Raw genomic sequence first — 20,508 nt, forward strand, 5'->3', positions numbered from 1 at the left:
TCTATCTTATAGATCCGTTTCGAAAAATACGCTTTCTTCACCTGTTCTCACCTCATTTTATTTGATAAGATCATTATGCACCGGAACAAACATACGTTCTGCAAAAAAGAGACGTTTTCTTTAAAAAGAAAAAAACCGAGAAGACCCCCACCTTCACTTCGTCTAGAGGAGGGGGTCTTCTCGGTTAAAATGATAAAATCCATTATTCTACCCATGATATTCCTTATATATAAAATTATAAATTATAACATAAAAATATAATAACTTCGTATGCAATATTGCATATGAAAACAGATTGCAAACCATCTATTTTCTGAATATAATAAACATAAAATATGGCTAAATTTTCAGAAAATAAGTAAAGGTAATTTTAAAGAGCGGATTGAATACCAAAAACGTTCATCTAATAAACGAATTATTAATTGTGTTTATTTTCAAATAGCTAGATTTCACCTTTCAAAACTCATTTTTTTGAAAAGATTTTTAATAGTATAGAATAATATTTATATCAAGAAAGTTAGTCCAATACATAGTAATCTTAATAAAGGTTATAGCTCAGATAAGTCAACAAATATTGTCAGACATTATAAGATTCTAAAATAACCATTATTTTAATTTAAATTTTCAGAATAATCAAACTGAAATATCCGAAGTAAAAAAAATTAACATGTACATATTTATTACTAAAACTTTAATGAATGGTGGGAATGAAATGAAACGCAAAGTATTAACAAAATGGTTTGGAATTATAAGTTTAATCATTATGTTGCTAGGAGTTTCTATTCCACAAGCAGCAGCTGAGATAATACATCAAGAAAAGTTTCAAATTAACTGGAATCACATTAAATTCAAAGGTGCTGAAGTAAAAATAAAGGCAGATCTCTTAAAAACTTCATCAAAAGATGTTGCATATTGTTTATCACCTGATTTGAATTCACCAAACGGAGAGGAACTTCCTGAAATCGGGAAAGAAAATGATTTTGTATATCGTGTTTTACTTTATGGCTATCCTCAAAAAACACCAGCTGAACTGGGGGTTTCTACAAAAGAGGAAGCATACTATGCAACTCAATTAGCTATCTGGGTTGCATCTAAAAAAATCGAAATTGCTGATTCAAAACCAGAGAACCAACCGGTATATAATCTTGTAAAACAGCTGATAGACAAAGCTTCTAAAGGTACTGAAGTACAGGAAACATACTTAAACATAATACCTAATGAAAAACAGACAGTAGAGCAAAATGGGGACTATCTTGAAACCAAATTATATACGGTTCAATCAAATGCCTTATCTGGAGTATATTCCGTTCAATTGGAGGGGGCACCAGAAGGAGTGAAAATTTTAAATGAACAAGGTGAAGAAAAGAATGAATTCTCTATAAAGGAAAAATTTAAAATTTTAATTCCAAAAAAATCGACAAATGGAACTTTCAAACTAAGAGTACATACAAAATTGCAAAGTTTACAAGCAGTTATTTTTGATGGCAAACAAAAGGTTCAAAATACCACAGCTTTATTGCCAAGAATGAGTGAAAAAAGTAGTACTGATATAGCAGTGCAATGGGAATCATTAGGATCTCTAAAAATTACGAAGGTAGGAGAGAATAGAGAAACTTTAAAAGGAGCGGCATTTGAGGTTGCAAGTGAAAATGGCGATTTTAGGAAAGAAATCACTACAACTAAAGATGGAGTTGCACTATTAAATCAGCTTCCTATTGGTACATATATTATAAAAGAAATTCAGGCACCAGAGGGTTATGTACTGGACCCTACAATACAGAGAATGGAAGTAAAGAACGGCGAAATAGCAAAAATAGAAATAAAGAATAAAAAAATAAAAAATGAGCTGCAAGTTACAAAAATACATGATACATATAAAAACACTAAACAATCTGATGATATACAAAATAAAGAGTACACAGAAGAAAAAGAGCATGTAAGTCAAGAACAATATTACTTACCATCAACAGGAGGAAAATTTCCAATTACATCATATATAGGAATATCATTTGTTGTTTTAGGACTCTACATATTGAAAGTAAAACACAAATAAGTTACAAATAGTAGAGGCTTATTATTAAAATTTATAGAAGGTAGTAGCTAATACTTAATATTCAAGATACCTTAATAGCCCTATATAATGTTAACAGATGTTTCGTGAAAATGTAGCTTATAATGATTCTTAAAAATGAAAACGCTTGCAAAATTAAAGGTTATTAAACTATAGGTATGTCTTTTTATCCTAGGAACTATGAGAGACACCTACTAAAATAAATGAACATTAGTTTTGTATTCAGGAGAATCCATCCAATTTTGCAAGTGGTAGTAGTTTAGTAAATAGGTGAGATAAAGAATAAGCCAAAAAACAAATTTATCAAATAGAACCGTATAATGCACAAAAAGGGTATTCATTGGCGGCAATTACATTTACATACTAAAGCATAAAAAGCTTTTTCACCATGAAATTGATACTGTTGAACCCATGCTCGCAGAACAGGAGGAGCTACTTAAATAGAATCGGCGATGTCTTTTCGGATCTCTGAACCGTTTAAATAACGTTTTACAGCCTTTAACTTCTCTTCGATTGTAAATTAAAAAGCACCTCCAATTGTTAAACTGTGTCTAACAATTGGAGGTGTTCTTCATAATCTCCTTTTATTTTCATAACTACGGCTTGTATATAGTCTAAAACCTACCCTCTCCTATTATTTCTTCTTTTTCTTTACCGCGATTAAAAAAGCAATAAACAAAACATTTACACCAATTAATAAAGAAATAAAGATCCAATTAATCCCCGTTTTTTCTCTAACTTGATATACATTTGCTTCTTCTCGCTTCAATACGAGATAATAATTCCCATCTTCTTCTCTAATGATTTCATCTTCCAATAATCCCTTTAATTCTCGATTTTCTCCTATCTCATTTGCCGAAAGTGAAACTTTTTGTGTCTCTTTCGTGTTGTTAATTGCAACAAGTGTCACTTCATCTTTATACGTCCTTTTTAGCACACTCATCCCAGTCTTATCATATAACAACTCAAATGTCCCACGGCGAAGAGAAGGGAATTTTTGACGAACCTCTCCCAATCTCGTTACATACTGTAAAAACTTTTCATCTGTTTTAAAATCCATTAAGCGGCGATTATCTGGCACTCCCCCGCCATCAAGCGCAATTTCCGTTCCGTAGTACACAATCGGCATCCCTGGTGTTGTATATAAATAAGTAAGCGCAAGTTTTAAACGAGCCGGCGGATAATACGCTTTCTCTTTCGCGATTCTGACAAACCGCTTTGTGTCTTGATTATCTAAAAAATTACTTGTTACTTTACCATTTTCGATTAAACTAACGTCATAAAGTGGTTTAATAGGTGTATCCGTTTTCGTAAAGACATCTGTTATGTGCTTATAGTACTCATTATGTATACCCTCTCCCTCATCAGTCATAACGAGGAAATCTTTTTTTATTCCTTGAACACTTTGTTTTACTGTATTTAAAAAGGCACGAGATATTTCTTTACTATGCATAAGATAACTTCCATCTATGTTTGCTTCTGTCATCCACCATTTTATCGAATCAATAAGCGTTTCTTGCTCTTTTTCTACAACAAATTGAAACACCACTTTCATATCTCGTTTATGTGCTTCTTGTACAAGTTGTTTCACATCTTGCATTGACCCAAAATGTTCATTCACTTTTTGCAAATCAACCATACCATACCCATCATACGTTTCACCTTTAAAAATTGGCGAAAGCATAATAGTAGTGAATCCCATCTCTTTTATGTAATCTATTCGCTTTACAATCCCTTGTATATCTCCCCCTTGGTATCTTTCTAAATTCCCTACATCAAGCTGTTTATCATTTTTTGCATCTCCATTATTAAAACGGTCAACCATAATAGAATATACTACTTCATCTTGCCACTCTCTTTTTTCTTCCGCTAATGTATGTATAGGCGCTAAGAAAGCAAATACCATACAAAAACAAATCAACACTCCTCTTCTCCATATCTTCTTCACATAATATCCCTCAACTTCTTTTTAATTGTAAGAATAGTATATCAATTTTCCGAACAAACCGCACTTACACAAACGACATGTTAGGTTTCCTCACGTAACATTTTAAATTTTCCAAAAAACATGTTGATTTTTTATTTATTATTGAATATGATATGAAACATAACATTGAATGTAATATTTTATAACATTATAGGAGGGGAAAAGAATGAACATGGGAGATACTGTGTTTTTATTTTTAGCGACGGTAATGGTTATGATTATGACGCCAGGTTTGGCACTTTTTTACGGCGGGATGGTTCGTAGCAAAAATGTACTGAGTACTACAATGCATAGCTATAGCGCGATGGCGATTGTTTCCATTCAATGGATTTTTATCGGTTATTCTTTATCATTCGGGCCAGATTGGAATGGCGTCATTGGTACATTAGATTGGTTCGGCTTACAAAACGTAACTTACGCGCCAAACGCAGACTACTCCGCTACTATTCCTCACAATTTATTTATGATGTTTCAACTTATGTTTGCAATCTTAACACCAGCGCTCATTTCAGGAGCATTCGCTGAAAGAATGCGATTTTCCGCTTTTCTCATTTTCATCCTTCTTTGGACGACAATCGTTTATAATCCCGTTGCCCATTGGGTATGGGGCGTTGGCGGATGGCTTCGCGAACTCGGAGCATTAGATTTCGCTGGCGGTAACGTTGTCCATATCACATCCGGTGTCGCTGGGCTTGTATTAGCGATTTTCCTCGGTAAGCGAAAAGACGTAAACGGATCTTCTCCTCACCATCTCCCCTTTACACTTTTAGGCGCAGGCTTATTATGGTTTGGATGGTTCGGGTTTAACGTCGGTAGCGCCCTTACACTGAACGATGTAGCACTGACTGCATTCATTAATACAAATACCGCTGCCGCAGCTTCCGCTTTAACATGGATCTTAGCAGAGTGGTTCTTCCAATCAAAACCGACTGTAATGGGAGCGGCTTGCGGCGCTGTATCAGGCCTCGTTGCTATTACACCAGCTTGCGGATTCGTCACTCCTTTCTCCGCTCTTTTAATCGGAGCGATCGGAGGCGTTCTTTGCTTCGGAGCTGTCTTCTTTTTAAAACATAAACTTGGCTATGATGATGCACTTGATGCATTTGGATGTCACGGTATCGGCGGAACATGGGGCGGCATTGCAACAGGACTATTTGCAACCACTTCTGTAAATAGCGGCGGCGCTGATGGATTATTTTATGGAAATGCCGTACTCCTTTGGAAACAGCTAGCTGCAATTGGAGCGACTTATGCATTTACAATCGTGATGACGTACGCCATTATTAAAGGAATTAGTTTCTTCCTTCCCGTTCGCGCGCATGAGCATGAAGAGCAAATGGGTTTGGATATTTCTATGCACGGTGAGAAGGCTTATGAATATAGTGAGAAATCACTAGGCGAGGTGGCAATACAAAAAGAGGCTAAGTGATGCATTTTATAAGTATATAACTTTTATAATAGAAAAAGGTTTATCTCTTTTTAATACGAGATAAACCTTTTTATTTGTTACCTCAGGTACTTATCGTCTATGTTTTATTAGAGCATGTATCCAAAAGCAGCCTTTCGGAAGGCTATGTCTGAAGGCGGAACGATTGGCCCTAATCCATGAAGAACATGAATTTTAGGGTAATAGACTGAGGCTTCTCCAGTCATTGATCTTTGTGCACTACCTATAATTTTAAATCCCCTTTTCTTCTTCATAGCAGCGATTTATATGTCGAAAAAACAAAATGGATTTATATAATCGATACACGATATTCTCATTCATCTCTTTTTAAATTCGAATTTAGAAAGTAAAAAATCTAATAAAAAATAAAGTTCTTATAAGTATTTTAAAAGAAAAGACGGCTGAAAATTCAGCCGTCTTTTTATTCATTATATTAGTAGACACATATAGCAATTAAAATTTGAGAATAAAATAGAACCAGGAATATTATTATTTCTTAGGATTTCCTACATACGCTGAAATATCAACGTTTAATGCTTTTGCTAAGCGCATACCGTAATCACGATCTGCACGGAAGAAGTTACAGATTGCAAGTAATTTTGTTTGCTCATGCACATCTTTTAAATCGTTTGTTAAGTTGGCAATTAAGTTATCTTGTTCCTTTTTAGAGAATGAACGGTAACGCTCACCCGCTTGCTGGAAGTCGTTTGGTTTATCGATTTTTTCACGAGATACATAACCTTCAAGCTTCATAGTTGAATCACGGTATGCTGGATCCTCAACTGGATTTTCAGCATGACGACTTGGCTCGTAGTTAATTGTTGATGGTTGTTGATTCATTTGCATTGCACCATCACGTTGTTGATTACGAACAGCTGCATATGGGCAGTTTACAGGGATTTGTAAGTAGTTCGCACCAAGACGGTATCGCTGTGTATCTGGATAAGAGAATAAACGTCCTTGTAATAATTTATCTTCAGACGGTTCAATACCAGGTACAGTCGCACTTGGAGTAAACGCAGCTTGCTCTACTTCTGCAAAGAAGTTTTGTGGGTTGCGATTTAACGTCATTGTTCCGACTTCTATTAATGGAAAGCGATCTTCTGGCCATACTTTTGTTGGATCTAATGGATCAAAGTCTAAAGAATCCATTTCATCAAGTTGCATTACCTGTACGTGAAGATCCCATTTTGGATAATCTCCGCGCTCGATTGCATCAAATAAATCACGAGTTGCATGGTTGAAGTCTTTTCCTTGTACTTGTTCTACTTCTTTTGCACTCAAGTTACGAACACCTTGCTGTGGTTTCCAATGATATTTAATATAAACCATTTTACCTTCTGCACTAATCCATTTAAATGAATGCACACCGAAACCTTCCATTTGACGATAGTTTGCTGGCGTACCGTAATCAGAGAATACCCATGTCATCATGTGTGTAGACTCTGGAGACAAAGTCATGAAGTCCCAGTAACGATCTGGAGTTTGAATATTTGTATCTGGCGCTGGTTTTAAAGAGTGCACCATGTCAGGGAATTTAATTGCATCACGAATGAAGAAAACTGGTAAATGGTTACCAACGATATCATAGTTTCCTTCCTCTGTATAAAACTTTACAGCGAAACCACGTGGGTCACGAGCTGTTTCCGGAGAACCTTGCCCATGAATAACCGTTGAGAAACGAACGAATACAGGTGTTTCTGTTCCCTCGTTTTGTAAAAACGCTGCTTTCGTATATGCTTTCATGCTATTTTTCGTTACGAAAACACCATGAGCACCTGCGCCACGCGCATGAACAACACGTTCTGGAATACGTTCACGATCAAAATGAGCAAGTTTTTCTACTAAATGATAATCTTCTAATAATACCGGTCCACGGCGACCAGCTGTACGAGAATTTTGGTTATCCCCTACCGGAGCACCTTGGTTTGTTGTTAAGCGATTATTTGGATTCATCAAGAGGAACCTCCTATCATTTCATAATAATAATTACTTATTTAAAATTATTATAATTTAATTATTGTTCAAAATTAATTTTTTGTCAATTATTTTATTCACTTTTTTGGAAACAATTTCTACTAAACAATCAATAAATAAGTCTTGAGCATTCGGCATAGCTGGTCTGAAATAGGATGCACCTAGTTCATCTGTTACAACTTTACATTCATAATCGTTGTCATACAGCACTTCTAAATGTTCTGCCACAAACCCGACAGGACAGTATACAAAAGATTCATAACCATGCTTTTCGTATAAATCTTTCGTTACATCTTGTACATCTGGTCCAATCCATGGATCTGGTGTATTTCCTGCACTTTGCCAGCCAATTGTATAATTTTGAATACCTGCTGCTTCAGCAATTAAATCTGCCGTATGCTGTAGTTGCTTCACATACGGGTCTCCTGCTGCAATAATCTTCTCCGGTAAACTATGCGCTGAAAAAATTACAACAGCTTTCTCCCCGTCTGTAATTCTAGTAAATGTTTCTTTTATTCGGTTTGCCCAATACGCAATAAATTTCGGTTCATCGTACCATTGCTCAATCGGCTCTATAACAGGACCATTTATGTTCTCAGAAATCTTTTCGGCACGCTCGTTGTACGCTTTAATACTAAAAGTTGAATAATGAGGTGCTAACACAATACTAATTGCTTCCTCAATACCATCCCGCTTCATCTCTTCCACCGCATCTTCAATAAATGGAGCGATATGTTTTAGTCCCAAATAACATACAAATTCAAATTCTGAAAAACTCTTATTTAACTCATTTGTTAATTTTCTAGCTTGTTCCTTTGTAATTTTCGCAAGTGGTGAAATACCACCAATCGCTTTATAACGCCCCACTAAATCATCAAGCGCTTCTTGAGATGGTTTACGTCCATGACGAATATGCGTATAATATGCCTCTACATCCTCAAGTGATTCTGGCGTTCCGTACGCCATCACAAGTAAACCTATTTTCTTCTTATTCATCTATATTCACCTCAATATCAGAAATGAGAATCTTTTTCAAGAACATTCGTTTCCAGTATACCAATCGATAATGAGTACGTCAAAATAATAATTATAAATAAGTATTATTTATAATATGATTTTTAATTTTATTTGACAATTTATTTAATATCATTTGTCATATTCTGGTTTGCTTCCACTGAATTTTGAGATAGGGTCTTACTGTCCGTAAATAGCGAGATAAAAATGTAACAGTTAACATTCTAAAATCAAAATAAAATGAATAACAAATGAATAAAAATTATACGTAAGATATAAGATCATTAAGATATTCAGTTACATAAAGATCATTAATATGTTGATACACAATTAATGACGATACTCATTCAATTTGTTAGTATATAAATAACTTAACCACGAATAACCAATAAACATTCTAGTTTGTGAATTTTTATTCACAACTAAGTATATCTCAACTATTTTCAGGAGGTTTTTTTCGAATGAAGTTACATAAGGTGAAACATTTGCTACCTATATCTGCTGCAACAATTACACTCGTATCTAATCAAGGAACAGCTAATGCCGCAACGGTTTATACTGTTAAAAAGAATGACACTCTCTGGGATCTCAGCACCCACTATGGAGTTTCACTTCAAGCCATTAAACAAGCGAATCATAAGACGAATGATCGAATTTATATTGGAGAACAATTAACCATTCCAGTCTCGCCTTCATCAAGCGAATCTACACAACAAAAAGATGTGGCAGCTTCAAATCATTCAGCTCAAATTGTTTATCAAGTTCAACGAGGAGATACATTAGAAGCTATCGCAAAACGATACAATGTATCCATACAATCAATTAGACAAGCTAACAATACAAACGGTGATCGGATTTATGCAGGTCAACACTTAATTATTACGACAGGTATTTCAGAACAAGAACTGGACTTAATGGCTCGTTTGGTCACTGCCGAAGCCGGAGGAGAGCCTTACGCTGGGAAAGTCGCAGTGGCCAAAGTTATATTAAATCGCGTTGATGCAGTAGGATTTCCAAATACAATTACCGATGTTATTTATGAACCTATTAAATACGGCTATGCCTTTACACCAGTTACAGATGGAAGAATTGATCAACCAGCAACCCGCGAAGCGAGAATGGCGGTAGAAGAAGCAATTTCTACTAAAGGAATTAATTCTGATTGGCTTTATTTTTATAATCCAAAAACCTCTACCGACAAATGGATTACGACACGCCAAACTGTTGCAGTAATTGGGAATCATGTGTTTGCTAAATGAGGAATTGATTCATTAACTATATTTACTCTCGGACAGATCTCTTCCCTTGGAAGGTCTGTCCCTTTTCATTTCTCTTCTATAGATTCATAGAGAATATTCAACTACCCCTACCTTCACTTCGTTTAGAGGAGTGAGTCTTCTCGGTTAAAATGATAAAGAAGACACTCTAACAAGTGTCTTCTTTCGTTGTAAAAATCTCTTAAAATATGTATCTAGTATCCTACATACTCATAAAAAAACTTTCGTTACATCATAGCGCCGTTATCTTTGAATGAATACCATTTCCCATCAATGAAATGTTTACCTGTTGCCATCGCACCGCTAGACTGTAAATAATACCATGTGCCATTTTCTTGTAGCCATCCTGTTTTCATCGTTCCATCTGTATTCATGTAATACCATGTGCCATTATCTTGCACCCAGCCTGTTGTCATCGGGCCATCATAAAAGTAATACCATTTCCCGTTATAACTTAACCAACCTGCGTGGCTTGCTCCAGTTTTATCATCAAAGTAATACCAATCACCATCAACTAATTCCCATCCCGTTACCATTGATCCATCTAGATTGAAATACCATACAGTACCACCTTCAGCTAGTTTTCCTGTCCGCATAGCACCACTGTCATCAAAAAAGTAACGCTTTCCTCCTTCATCTAACCAACCTTCGTTCCACCCATTTGCTGAGCTTTTCATTGTGCCATTTGCATTTAAGTAATACCATGCGCCCTTATCTTTTAACCAGCCTGTTTTCATCGTTCCATCTGCATTCAGGTAGTACCAATTCCCATTATCTTCAATCCAACCTGTTTGCATCTTAGAAGCCACAAAGTAATACCAGCTTCCTTTATAACTTAGCCAACCATTATAAGTATTAAAATGTATCCCACTTTCTTTGAAGTAATACCATTCATTATTAATCAAATTCCAACCAGTTGCCATGGATCCATCTTCAAGAAAATAGTTACCACCTGGATGTGAACCTAACCAAATGTTCTTTTGCATTTTGCCACTCTCTATAGCCATGGAATATGCCTTACCGTTATATTCAAGATAGCCCTCGTGTAGGTCTCCCCCTTGGTGAACGTAATACCATTCTCCTTCGTACTGAACCCAGCCTTCGTTCGTATATAACGCACCGTCTGCTCCTAATAAATAACATGAACCTTGATTAAAAATATTACCCGTTTTCATTGCTCCACTTTCAGCAAAGTAGTACCACTTTCCTCCATCACTTAACCAGCTATTACTTTTCATTGCCCCATCCGCATTCAAGTAATACCATGTACCATTATCTTTTAACCACCCTGTTTTCTTCACACCATTTTGATCATAGAAATACCATGTATTCCCCTCTTTTACCCAACCTGTTTTCTGCATTGCCTGTTCTGTTTTTGGAGCAAGTTGTTTTACAGCTTCTTGGTTTTCAGCATGAGATACTGCAGGAACTACAAACATTGCAGACATTAAAACTGGTAAAATAGTTTTCTTCATTTTCCATATCCCCCAAATAATGAATAATTTGTGTTTTTATTTCCACAAGGAGAATTATATTACGACATTTCAATACAATCAACATTTTTTGTAATATATTTGTAATATTTTTTATTTAAACGAAATAAAAATTAATTAAAGTTAATTTTTATTACATTTTTGTTATATTTTTATTTTAATGAATTTTCAAATTAGTTGTTTCTTCGAGACATTAAGAATAGACAAAGGTCCCATATTCTGGAAATGCATATTCAAGTTAAATAGCGAAAAAAAGCGGCTCACAATGATTGTGAGCCGCTTTTTACTATTCTTTAATATTTACCCCATACTCCTTAAACCACACATGAATTTGTGCCAAATGTGCCAATAGTTGTGGCCCGGTCATCAACTGGCCAAACCACGGCGTTTGAAACGCACTACCACCTGATTGAATCAACCCTTGTAATTGTTCTTTATCAAACAACTCATGCAAAATTGAGTTGTTATCCGTTAAAAGATTCTGTAACCACACTGTTACTGCTTCTGTGTAGTGCGGATTGTGCGTTTTTGGATACGGACTTTTCTTTCTGTATAATATATCATTTGGTAATACACCTTCTAACGCTTTACGTAATAGACCTTTTTCGCGATTTTTATACATTTTCATTTCCCAAGGAATATTCCACGCATATTCGACCAGACGATGATCCGCAAATGGAACACGTACTTCTAGGCTCGCTCCCATACTCATACGATCCTTTCTGTCTAATAATGTCGTCATAAACCAAACCATATTCAAATAAAATAATTGTCGTCTTTTTGCTTCAATTGTACTTTCTCCTTCTAAAACCGGCACTTCCTGTATAGATTCTTCGTAGCGTCGTTGTACATACTCTTGCAGTTTTAATTTATCACGCCATTCTTTTTTCAGGAGTTGTTCGCGTGCCTCTGTAGAGCGCATCCAAGGGAATGCACTTGATTGCAAATCATCTTCCCGGTAAAACCATGGATAACCTCCAAAGATTTCATCTGCACATTCGCCCGACAAACCGACGACAAAATCTTGTTTAATTTCTCGGCAAAACCATAATAATGAAGAATCGATATCTGCCATACCAGGTAAATCGCGAACGAGTACTGCTTCTGTTAAATACTCCGCTAACTGTTCATTGGAAATCACACAGCGGTGATGAATTGTACCAAATGTTTCTGTCATCAAATCAATAAATGGTGCATCCGAATTTGGTTGAAAAGCATTTGCTTTAAAATATTTTTCATTATCTTCATAATCAATCGAATACGTATGCAACTTCCCTTTTCCTTCTCTTTCATATGCCATTGCCGCAAACGCTGTAATGGCACTTGAATCTACCCCACCCGACAAAAATGTACATAACGGTACATCTGAAACCAATTGTCTTGTAATTGCATCCTTAAGCAGGAACCGTACTTGTTCTACTGTTTCTTCAAATGAATGTTCATGTTTTTTACTCTCAACATTCCAATAGCGCCATATACATAAACCATCTTTTGAAAAAGTAAGAACATGACCTGGACGTAGCTCTTGAATTCCTGCATAAATACCATGTCCAGGTGTTCGAGACGGTCCTAATCCAAATATTTCTGATAGTCCCTCTGTCGTAACTTCTGTCTTTACATCTGGATGAGCTAAAATAGCTTTTAATTCTGAAGCAAACAATAATCTTCCGTTTTCATATTTATAAAATAATGGTTTCACACCTAATCGATCCCGTGCAATAAACACTTGTTCTTTTTTCTCATCCCAAACCGCAAAAGCATATATTCCATTTAAATGATTCACACATTCTTCTTTCCATTCGATATAAGACGCTAATAATACTTCCGTATCAGAATGCCCTTTAAATCTATAACCTCTTTGCATTAATTCTTTACGAATATCTTCTGTATTATAAAGTTCCCCATTATAACAAATTGTGTAATACTCTTCTTCTTTCATACATGTACATGTCATCGGCTGTTTCCCACCTTCAGGATCAACCACAATTAAACGTTTATGCCCAAAAGCAACATGCCTTTTGATCCAGACATTCGTATCATCTGGACCGCGCTTTGCAAGTGTTTCTGCCATCTTCGTAACCGTTTCTCTTTCACCTTCTAACGACCGCTTATAATCAATCCATCCTGTAATCCCGCACATATAAATCATCCTTCCTATCCTATATCCGTATAACTTTACTCCGTTCAAAACCCAAATAGAACCACAAAGGCTGAACTGAAACGACTGCACGAAAAAGCCTAGTTGATGAGGGTTAATGATCCAGACGGAATTTCTCCGTCCGGATAAAAAATTCACTGTATGAAGCATGTTTTTATTCTATGCCCACCTTTCTTTAGGTGTTCCATAGTTATAAAGAATGCCTGAACTGTCCATAACAGGAATAACTACTTCTATAAAAGGAGAAATCACGAATGAAACAACGCAAACATATTTTGTATAATCAACCGCGTGCTCATACAATTGGGAATGTGGAATATATAAACAATGAATGGATATTCTTTGATGATGAAAATGATGAAGCATTTTTGCTTGAGAATATTATTGAAGATGGATTTGAAGTTTTATATAACAACAATTGGCTACCGGCAAGATTCTACGAACAAAACATATTACAAATTGCAAATGAACATCATCCATTGCAAAATGGTGAAATGATACGAATTCGTAAAAAATTACTACTCAGTTATCATGAATGGTTAGAAGAACTATCCGATTCCGCTTTTGCGTTATTTGCAGAAACATTGCAGTCCTTCAATTATTCTTTATATGACTGTATATATTGTCATAATTTCTTATCGTTTCAGCCGAAAGAAGGGCCTTGTGAAGGTGTAAACCTGCTATTATTTGATAACGAAGAAATGATTTGCTCGTTGCACCATCATTACGTTCGGTATTCCACTTGTAATAAGAATATATTTCAATTTACAAAAACAAATGGGGAACAACTACATATAGAATCTACGTGAATACAAAAATAAGAAGAATCACTCATTCTCTATAGAACGAGCGATTCTTCTTATTTTTGTTACAATAGCTATACCTCGTCTCTATCTTTTCCGTAATCAAACCTCATAAATGTATTTCATTTCATATAAGTTCAAATTTGACAAACCATTAAACAAAAACCATCTTATTCTCCTTTACAGAAAAATAAGATGGTTTTATTTTACGCAAATGGTGAAAATCCCATCGGTAATCGTAATCCAAGATATAGTACAATAACAAGCGCAATAATAAATTGAACCCAAAACGCCCCTGCTGGTTTCTTCTTACTTGTTTTCACAAGAACCATTTCCATTGCAGCAATAACCCAAACACCAACTAACATTTTTAGGCCATACCACATATGCATGTTCCCTGTTGCTGTTTTCATAATGCTTTGATACAGTAAGAAACCCGTTACAATGATGATGATATACACAAGACGAAGCCCCATATGTACGCCTTTACCTTTTCTTCCTGCCGTATACATAGAATACGCCACAAAGAATAAAATAAGCCCTAGTGCCCACGCTGTAATATGCATGTGTGTTGTCACGATATTCCACCCTCCTCTTTTCACACTTCTTCACTTTATATGATACCATGTTCACTTCTTTTCAGGAAATATTTCGCTTTTTTACATTTAAATGATATAATATTTAGAGTATTTATAAACTTCTTGTAATAACAAAAGGGGGAACAATCATGATTCAAACAAAAGATATTATCGAACTAACAGACACATATGGAGCTCACAACTATCATCCGCTACCAATCGTAATTTCGAAAGCAGAAGGAGTTTGGGTAGAAGATCCTGAAGGAAACCGCTACATGGACTTACTTAGTGCATATTCTGCGGTAAATCAAGGACACCGTCATCCGAAAATTATTGACGCTTTAATTGAACAAGCAAACCGTGTTACGTTAACTTCACGTGCCTTCCATAGTGATCAATTAGGTCCTTGGTACGAAAAAGTAGCGGAATTAACAAATAAAAATATGGTACTTCCAATGAATACAGGTGCGGAAGCTGTTGAAACCGCAATCAAAACAGCACGTCGCTGGGCATATGATGTGAAAAAGGTAGAAGAAAATAGAGCTGAAATTATCGTTTGTGAAGATAACTTCCATGGTCGTACAATGGGGGCAGTTTCCATGTCATCCAATGAAGAATACAAACGTGGCTTCGGACCAATGCTTCCTGGCATTATTGTGATTCCTTACGGTGATTTAGAAGCATTAAAAGCTGCAATTACACCAAATACAGCTGCATTTATTTTAGAACCAATTCAAGGAGAAGCAGGAATTAACATTCCACCAGCTGGATTCCTAAAAGAAGCATACGATGTATGTAAAAAAGAAAACGTTTTATTTGTAGCTGACGAAATTCAAACTGGTTTAGGGCGTACTGGTAAACTATTTGCATGTGATTGGGACAACATAATTCCTGACATGTACATACTTGGTAAAGCACTTGGCGGCGGCGTATTCCCAATTTCTTGCGTTGCAGCAAATCGCGATATTTTAGGCGTATTCGAACCAGGTTCTCACGGCTCTACATTCGGTGGTAATCCACTTGCATGTGCTGTTTCTATTGCAGCTCTTGACGTATTATTAGATGAGAAATTAACAGAGCGTTCTCTTCAATTAGGTGAAAAATTAGTAGGACAATTAAAAGAAATTGATAATCCTATGATCACAGAAATCCGTGGTAAAGGATTATTTATCGGAATCGAATTGAACGAGCCTGCTCGTCCATATTGCGAAAAATTAAAAGAAGCGGGTTTATTATGTAAAGAAACACATGAAAATGTAATTCGTATCGCACCACCTCTTGTTATTTCTGAGGAAGACCTAGAGTGGGCATTCCAAAAAATTAAAGCGGTATTATCTTAATCAAAACAAGCTGCCTCTTACGAGGCAGCTTGTTTCATGAAACAATCATTTTTGAGAAAAGCAATATCCCAACGATAACCGGAAATAGAAGCAACACACCTGCTATACAGGAGACAATCACATGTTTCAATTCCCACCAATCATTTCTTATCCCTTTCCGAAACCAAAACAATGAAAAAGGTATAATGAATATCACTGCCGTTACCAATCCTGGAACATATCTTTCTGTCAAAATTGCCCCAGTGATATGAAACAACCCATTCATAAAAATCATCGCTTGTATAACGAGCAATATATAAAGCGTGACTTTCTTTTTAAATATAGAATGAATACACACAAACAGAAAGACAATGCTTGTTAACAAACATAATGCAATGAAGAAATATTGTTTTTGCCCCGCGTTTTCTTCCATACGAATCGGTTGGAAATATTTCATTTCAGGGAAAAAATAATATTCCTCAGCATTATGAAATGCAAATAGAATAGGGATGAGCCAAATATATAGCGTACTATTTGACCAGGTTTTGAAGCGTTCCAACATGCTGCACCGTTATTGTCACTTCATCACCAGCGCTTAGAAATTTAGGTGGTATAAACCCTTTCCCAACTCCCGCTGGTGTTCCAGTCGCAATAATATCCCCAGGCTCTAACGTCATCCCTTTACTTACAATAGAAATAATATCTTCTATTGAAAATATCATGTTTGCAGTATTTGAAGTTTGCCGAACCTCTCCGTTCACTCTTGTTTCAATATCTAATTGATTCGGGGTTTCAATAGCCGTCTTATGAACTAAATACGGCCCCATTGGGCAAAATGTATCAAAACTTTTTCCTAAGAAAAATTGTTTATGTTTTCTTTGAATATCTCGAGCAGTTATATCATTTACAATTGTATAACCGAAAACATATTCAAGCGCCTTATCTTTTGCAATTTGTTTTCCACGTTTCCCAATCACAATTGCGAGTTCTCCTTCATAATCTAGTTCACTCGTTGCATGCGGATGACTGTGAATTTTCTCTCCATTCCCGATAACCGTCGTCGGCGCCTTTGTGAAAATCATGATATCTTTCGGAATAGACTCTTCTCCACCCATCTCTATCGCATGATCACGATAGTTTTTTCCGACGCAAAGAATATTCTTTCTTGGTCTTGGAATAGGTGCTAATATTTTAACGTCTTGCAATGGATAATACGCCGTCGTTTCATTTTCCTTTGCCCAATTTATAATTTCTACCACCTTTTCAATAAAAGCATTTCCTTTTTCGATACACTCTAGCATTGTAATAGGAACTGTAATCCTTTCGCCTTTTTGCCGCTGTGCTTCTCTAATATGCAGCACTTTTTCTTCATACTCATCCACAATGCCAACAAATACTTTCTCTTCCTTCTTCACTGTAACAAACCGCATGATTTCCACTCTCCATCCTAAAACTCATACAATGTAATTGTATTCGCATTCCTTTAAAAAAAACCTGCCAATACATTTTAATTTTTACAAGATTCTTCATTTTTCACACTGTCCGATGCTATTTTGGAATAAAATGTAGAATTTTTACTTTTTTTATCGAAGCTATTTCTTTTTTATGGAACTTTTGTATAATATGTACTACATATATACTTAAAATTTATAAAGAGATGGAGCCGATTCTATGTTTGAGCAAGCGATTGAAAAAAAACGTGAGAAAATGATGTATTTTGCTGAACGCTACGGAATAACTTCTCAAAAAACAGTGAATTGTAGCCAAGAACTGGACAGGCTCTTAAATGTGGTTTGGCTTTTGAAAGTGGATTTTACCTCAACTTATACTATAGACGAACACACACAATGAAGTGTGTGTCTTTTATTTGAAAAAAGACACATTTTAATGAAAACGCCCATACAATAATAGAAAAGGATATTGATTTTTCATATAGAACATGGATGATAACAGCAGTAAAAATTTTATTTATGAAAGGTGTTTGCTATGCCAGCGATGGTTGGACATATTCATATCGTTAACATTGGATCAAGTGGTATTTTTCATGTTGGAGATGTATTTGCAATTAGACCGATTAGTTACTCACGTGCTTTTGCAGGAGCTGGTTCTTTTAATGTTGGTGAAAATATTTCAGTATACAATTATCAAAATGCGACAACAGTCAATGATACAGACATAATCGATCAAGCTATAATTGGATCCAACTAAAGGAGGCGATTCGTAAGTGAACTTTTATGTACAGCAAAGTATTATCATTAACAATATAAGAATTGAGAGCATTACAACATCCTCCGTTTTTCAAATTGGAAGTGCCGGCAGCATTAAAGCATTATCTAAATTTTCCAATACCGGTGGATTTACAGCGCCACTTCGCCCCTTGAAATCAAAAGGACAAATTATTTCTATTAAACCGATGATGGGTTCTTCTTAAGCTCTTTATATCATAAACATATAGAGCAAGCATACACACCCCTCCCTATTGAAAAGGAGGTTTCACACAGTGAATCAAGATATATATATTTACCTACAACAATTTCAACAAGTTCTTCAAAAACAACAAGAAGCAATTCATGCATTAGAAGAGCAAGTACGGACATTAAGGGAAGAACTTGATGAACTAAAAGGCCGGCCCTCCTCTTCTATAGGAAAAGTAGAATATAAATTCGATCAATTAAAAGTAGAAAACTTAAATGGTACGTTAAATATCGGCTTAAATCCATTCGCAACTAAAGGACAACAAATTGAAGATTTTCAAGTAGATACAGAAACATTAAAAGTAAATCCAGAAACACAAACAACTCCTGATTTTTATCAAGGCATTATTCAAGAAATGCATCGCTATTTAGATGAAGAAGCATATAATAGAATTCTTCATTTTGAACAAGAACAGCGGACACCACTCGATGATATGTATCGACAAATGATGATTGATGATATAAAAAAACAAATGGAGCATCGCCTTCCTTACTATTTATCACAAGTACAACCGTATGAAGAGATTACATCAGATCCTCAGTATATGAAAGATGCAATTATTCAAGCTATGAAACAAGATATTGATAAAGCATTCCTTTCCTTTATTCAGCACATACCGAACAATTTTCGAAAGGAGTAAGTTTATATGAATTTTAACGTGATTAATCGTGAAATGAAAGTTGGTCAGATTAAAATGAACGGGGTATCTTCATCTGCACTTTTTTTAATCGGTGATGCGAACCTTCTCATTCTCTCTTCTATTCTCGATACACCTTTCGAATCAGTTACTGGGGGTCCATTTATACCTCTCGTAACTGACGTGCCTACTACTCCAGGTTAAGGAGGGAGCTTTATGCTTCAGCACATTTCAGTTGTTCATCAATCCAAAGTTATTTCTATGGGGATTGCTGGTGTTTTTCAAGTTGGCGACGCAAAACAGATGGAATTAAAAAGCCGAGCGCTTATTGTACACCGTGAAATTCCTTACTATTTAAAAGGCGAAGGAAAATTAGATGCTTATGAAATCTTTACAGATGATGAAATCACAATTCCCACTCGATCAACTGATGTCAAAATGAATATTATAAATGAATGTCCCTTTATTGAAGTCAATGATGTTACGATTCGTTCCTTATTAAATGCTGCTTGCTTTCAAATTGGCTCCGTTGACTACGCATTTAATAATTCACGTATTCTCCAAATCCGCCAATATATCACAGATGCACCTTTCAACAAATAAATCATATAGTGATGTTAAAGAAGACTGATGAAGTAGGTGAATAACATGCCCTCTGTCGTTGGAAACCTCGTTGTTCAAAATAGTAATGGCTCTTTTAACTTAGGTGACTTCTATAATGTCTCTCCTAAGGAAAATACAAAGGCATATAACGGTTCAGGAGCATCAAATGTTGCTTTTGTTGTTAATACATTTAACGGTGTCAGCGCAACAAATACATTCGATTCAGATGTTGCAGATCAAGATCAAATTGGAACGGCTTAAAAAAAGTAGGAGAATTGTTCTCCTACTTTTTTCGTTCTTTTGATTTTCTTGTTCGCGCTTCAATAAGTGTAATCATTCTTATTGTTTAGCCTTTGAATGATAACCCACTTTCCTTCAAAGCAGTTCTAAGTTTTGGTAAAGATGCTGACCCCATACCGTGCAGTTGTAAAATCTCTTTCTCACTACATTTTGAGAGCTGCTGCAAAGAAGTTATTTCATTGTGTTCCAATGCTCTTCTTGCTGGTGCCGAGAGAAGTGAAAGAAATCCACTTTCCGGTTTTCGTTCTTTCTCACAGATCGGGCAAGAAGGACAATCGCTACTTTTATAGTATGATATTATCCCCTTAAGGTAGACAGTGTAAAAAGACCATGAATAAACATGGATGTTACACTTTTACTTGGAGGGGA

The 20,508-nt window shown here is 35.6% G+C and carries 21 protein-coding genes; 12 read left to right on the forward strand and 9 right to left on the reverse strand.

All coding sequences use genetic code 11. From position 1 onward, the window contains the following. Positions 1–712: 712 nt before the first annotated feature. Positions 713–2,053, forward strand: coding sequence for a SpaA isopeptide-forming pilin-related protein (locus tag JDS96_RS25730; RefSeq protein ID WP_199668470.1), 1,341 nt, complete (start codon positions 713–715; stop codon positions 2,051–2,053). 652 nt (positions 2,054–2,705) lie between these two features. On the opposite strand, the gene JDS96_RS25735 is transcribed toward JDS96_RS25730, so the two are convergent. Then, positions 2,706–3,977: an alpha-amylase family glycosyl hydrolase gene (locus tag JDS96_RS25735; protein ID WP_199668479.1), complete on the reverse strand. Its 1,272-nt coding sequence runs from the start codon at positions 3,975–3,977 to the stop codon at positions 2,706–2,708. A 247-nt stretch (positions 3,978–4,224) separates the two neighbouring features. On the opposite strand from JDS96_RS25735, the gene JDS96_RS25740 reads away from it, so the two are divergent. Further along, positions 4,225–5,487, forward strand: coding sequence for an ammonium transporter (locus JDS96_RS25740; protein ID WP_199668471.1), 1,263 nt, complete (start codon positions 4,225–4,227; stop codon positions 5,485–5,487). Positions 5,488–5,994: 507 nt separating this feature from the next. Here the strand turns inward: JDS96_RS25740 and JDS96_RS25745 are convergent. Then, positions 5,995–7,461, reverse strand: coding sequence for a catalase (locus JDS96_RS25745; protein ID WP_199668472.1), 1,467 nt, complete (start codon positions 7,459–7,461; stop codon positions 5,995–5,997). 57 nt (positions 7,462–7,518) lie between these two features. Continuing rightward, entirely contained in the window at positions 7,519–8,478 is a 960-nt protein-coding gene (gene hemH, locus JDS96_RS25750) for a ferrochelatase (RefSeq protein ID WP_199668473.1), read from the reverse strand. Positions 8,479–8,957: 479 nt separating this feature from the next. Between hemH and JDS96_RS25755 the strand changes: the two genes are divergently transcribed. Further along, positions 8,958–9,755 carry a LysM peptidoglycan-binding domain-containing protein gene (locus tag JDS96_RS25755; RefSeq protein ID WP_003206152.1) on the forward strand — a complete coding sequence of 266 codons (798 nt, stop codon included), beginning with the start codon at positions 8,958–8,960 and terminating at the stop codon, positions 9,753–9,755. Between the two features lie 245 nt (positions 9,756–10,000). Here JDS96_RS25755 and JDS96_RS25760 read toward each other — a convergent pair whose 3' ends face one another. Continuing rightward, positions 10,001–11,248, reverse strand: a complete 1,248-nt coding sequence (locus JDS96_RS25760; RefSeq protein ID WP_199668474.1) for a glucan-binding protein — start codon at positions 11,246–11,248, stop codon at positions 10,001–10,003. Positions 11,249–11,552: 304 nt separating this feature from the next. Next, entirely contained in the window at positions 11,553–13,406 is a 1,854-nt protein-coding gene (gene asnB / locus JDS96_RS25765) for an asparagine synthase (glutamine-hydrolyzing) (protein WP_199668475.1), read from the reverse strand. Positions 13,407–13,678: 272 nt separating this feature from the next. Between asnB and JDS96_RS25770 the strand changes: the two genes are divergently transcribed. Continuing rightward, positions 13,679–14,233 (forward strand): DUF2777 domain-containing protein, encoded by a 555-nt coding sequence (locus tag JDS96_RS25770; RefSeq protein ID WP_199668476.1) that lies wholly within the window; start codon positions 13,679–13,681, stop codon positions 14,231–14,233. 200 nt (positions 14,234–14,433) lie between these two features. Here JDS96_RS25770 and JDS96_RS25775 read toward each other — a convergent pair whose 3' ends face one another. After that, complete coding sequence (locus JDS96_RS25775) at positions 14,434–14,793, reverse strand: YisL family protein (protein WP_033671045.1); 360 nt, start codon at positions 14,791–14,793, stop codon at positions 14,434–14,436. Between the two features lie 161 nt (positions 14,794–14,954). Here JDS96_RS25775 and rocD point away from each other — a divergent pair, with 161 nt between their 5' ends. Beyond that, complete coding sequence (rocD, locus tag JDS96_RS25780) at positions 14,955–16,145, forward strand: ornithine aminotransferase (protein WP_003195875.1); 1,191 nt, start codon at positions 14,955–14,957, stop codon at positions 16,143–16,145. A gap of 34 nt (positions 16,146–16,179) precedes the next feature. Here the strand turns inward: rocD and JDS96_RS25785 are convergent, their stop codons facing one another. Together JDS96_RS25785 and JDS96_RS25790 are read right to left on the reverse strand one after the other, a co-directional pair. Next, positions 16,180–16,686: an HXXEE domain-containing protein gene (locus JDS96_RS25785; RefSeq protein WP_097833663.1), complete on the reverse strand. Its 507-nt coding sequence runs from the start codon at positions 16,684–16,686 to the stop codon at positions 16,180–16,182. Next, complete coding sequence (locus JDS96_RS25790) at positions 16,655–17,554, reverse strand: fumarylacetoacetate hydrolase family protein (protein WP_199668477.1); 900 nt, start codon at positions 17,552–17,554, stop codon at positions 16,655–16,657. The genes JDS96_RS25785 and JDS96_RS25790 overlap by 32 nt, the downstream gene beginning before the upstream one ends. Positions 17,555–17,795: 241 nt before the next feature. On the opposite strand from JDS96_RS25790, the gene JDS96_RS25795 reads away from it, so the two are divergent. The 7 genes from JDS96_RS25795 (at position 17,796) to gerPF (ending at position 20,100) form a co-directional block, all read left to right on the forward strand. Continuing rightward, complete coding sequence (locus tag JDS96_RS25795) at positions 17,796–17,975, forward strand: aspartyl-phosphate phosphatase Spo0E family protein (protein ID WP_097850254.1); 180 nt, start codon at positions 17,796–17,798, stop codon at positions 17,973–17,975. Between the two features lie 135 nt (positions 17,976–18,110). Further along, on the forward strand, positions 18,111–18,332 hold the full coding sequence (locus JDS96_RS25800; protein ID WP_006093916.1) for a spore germination protein: 222 nt from the start codon (positions 18,111–18,113) through the stop codon (positions 18,330–18,332). A 16-nt stretch (positions 18,333–18,348) separates the two neighbouring features. Beyond that, positions 18,349–18,555 carry a spore germination protein GerPB gene (locus JDS96_RS25805; RefSeq protein ID WP_098102085.1) on the forward strand — a complete coding sequence of 69 codons (207 nt, stop codon included), beginning with the start codon at positions 18,349–18,351 and terminating at the stop codon, positions 18,553–18,555. Between the two features lie 69 nt (positions 18,556–18,624). Next, positions 18,625–19,239, forward strand: a complete 615-nt coding sequence (gene gerPC / locus JDS96_RS25810; protein ID WP_199668478.1) for a spore germination protein GerPC — start codon at positions 18,625–18,627, stop codon at positions 19,237–19,239. A 6-nt stretch (positions 19,240–19,245) separates the two neighbouring features. Continuing rightward, positions 19,246–19,440, forward strand: a complete 195-nt coding sequence (locus JDS96_RS25815; RefSeq protein ID WP_098125536.1) for a spore gernimation protein GerPD — start codon at positions 19,246–19,248, stop codon at positions 19,438–19,440. Positions 19,441–19,452: 12 nt separating this feature from the next. Then, on the forward strand, positions 19,453–19,839 hold the full coding sequence (locus tag JDS96_RS25820) for a spore germination protein GerPE (protein ID WP_098125537.1): 387 nt from the start codon (positions 19,453–19,455) through the stop codon (positions 19,837–19,839). Between the two features lie 45 nt (positions 19,840–19,884). Beyond that, the gene (gerPF, locus tag JDS96_RS25825) at positions 19,885–20,100 is read left to right on the forward strand and encodes a spore germination protein GerPF (protein WP_003195867.1); all 216 of its coding nucleotides are present in this window, start codon (positions 19,885–19,887) and stop codon (positions 20,098–20,100) included. A gap of 85 nt (positions 20,101–20,185) precedes the next feature. On the opposite strand, the gene JDS96_RS25830 is transcribed toward gerPF, so the two are convergent. Next, on the reverse strand, positions 20,186–20,440 hold the full coding sequence (locus JDS96_RS25830; RefSeq protein ID WP_199668480.1) for an RNA polymerase alpha subunit C-terminal domain-containing protein: 255 nt from the start codon (positions 20,438–20,440) through the stop codon (positions 20,186–20,188). Positions 20,441–20,508 lie beyond the last annotated feature (68 nt).

Source organism: Bacillus cereus group sp. N21, assembly GCF_016483395.1.
GTDB classification, from domain to species: Bacteria; Bacillota; Bacilli; order Bacillales; family Bacillaceae_G; genus Bacillus_A; species Bacillus_A pseudomycoides.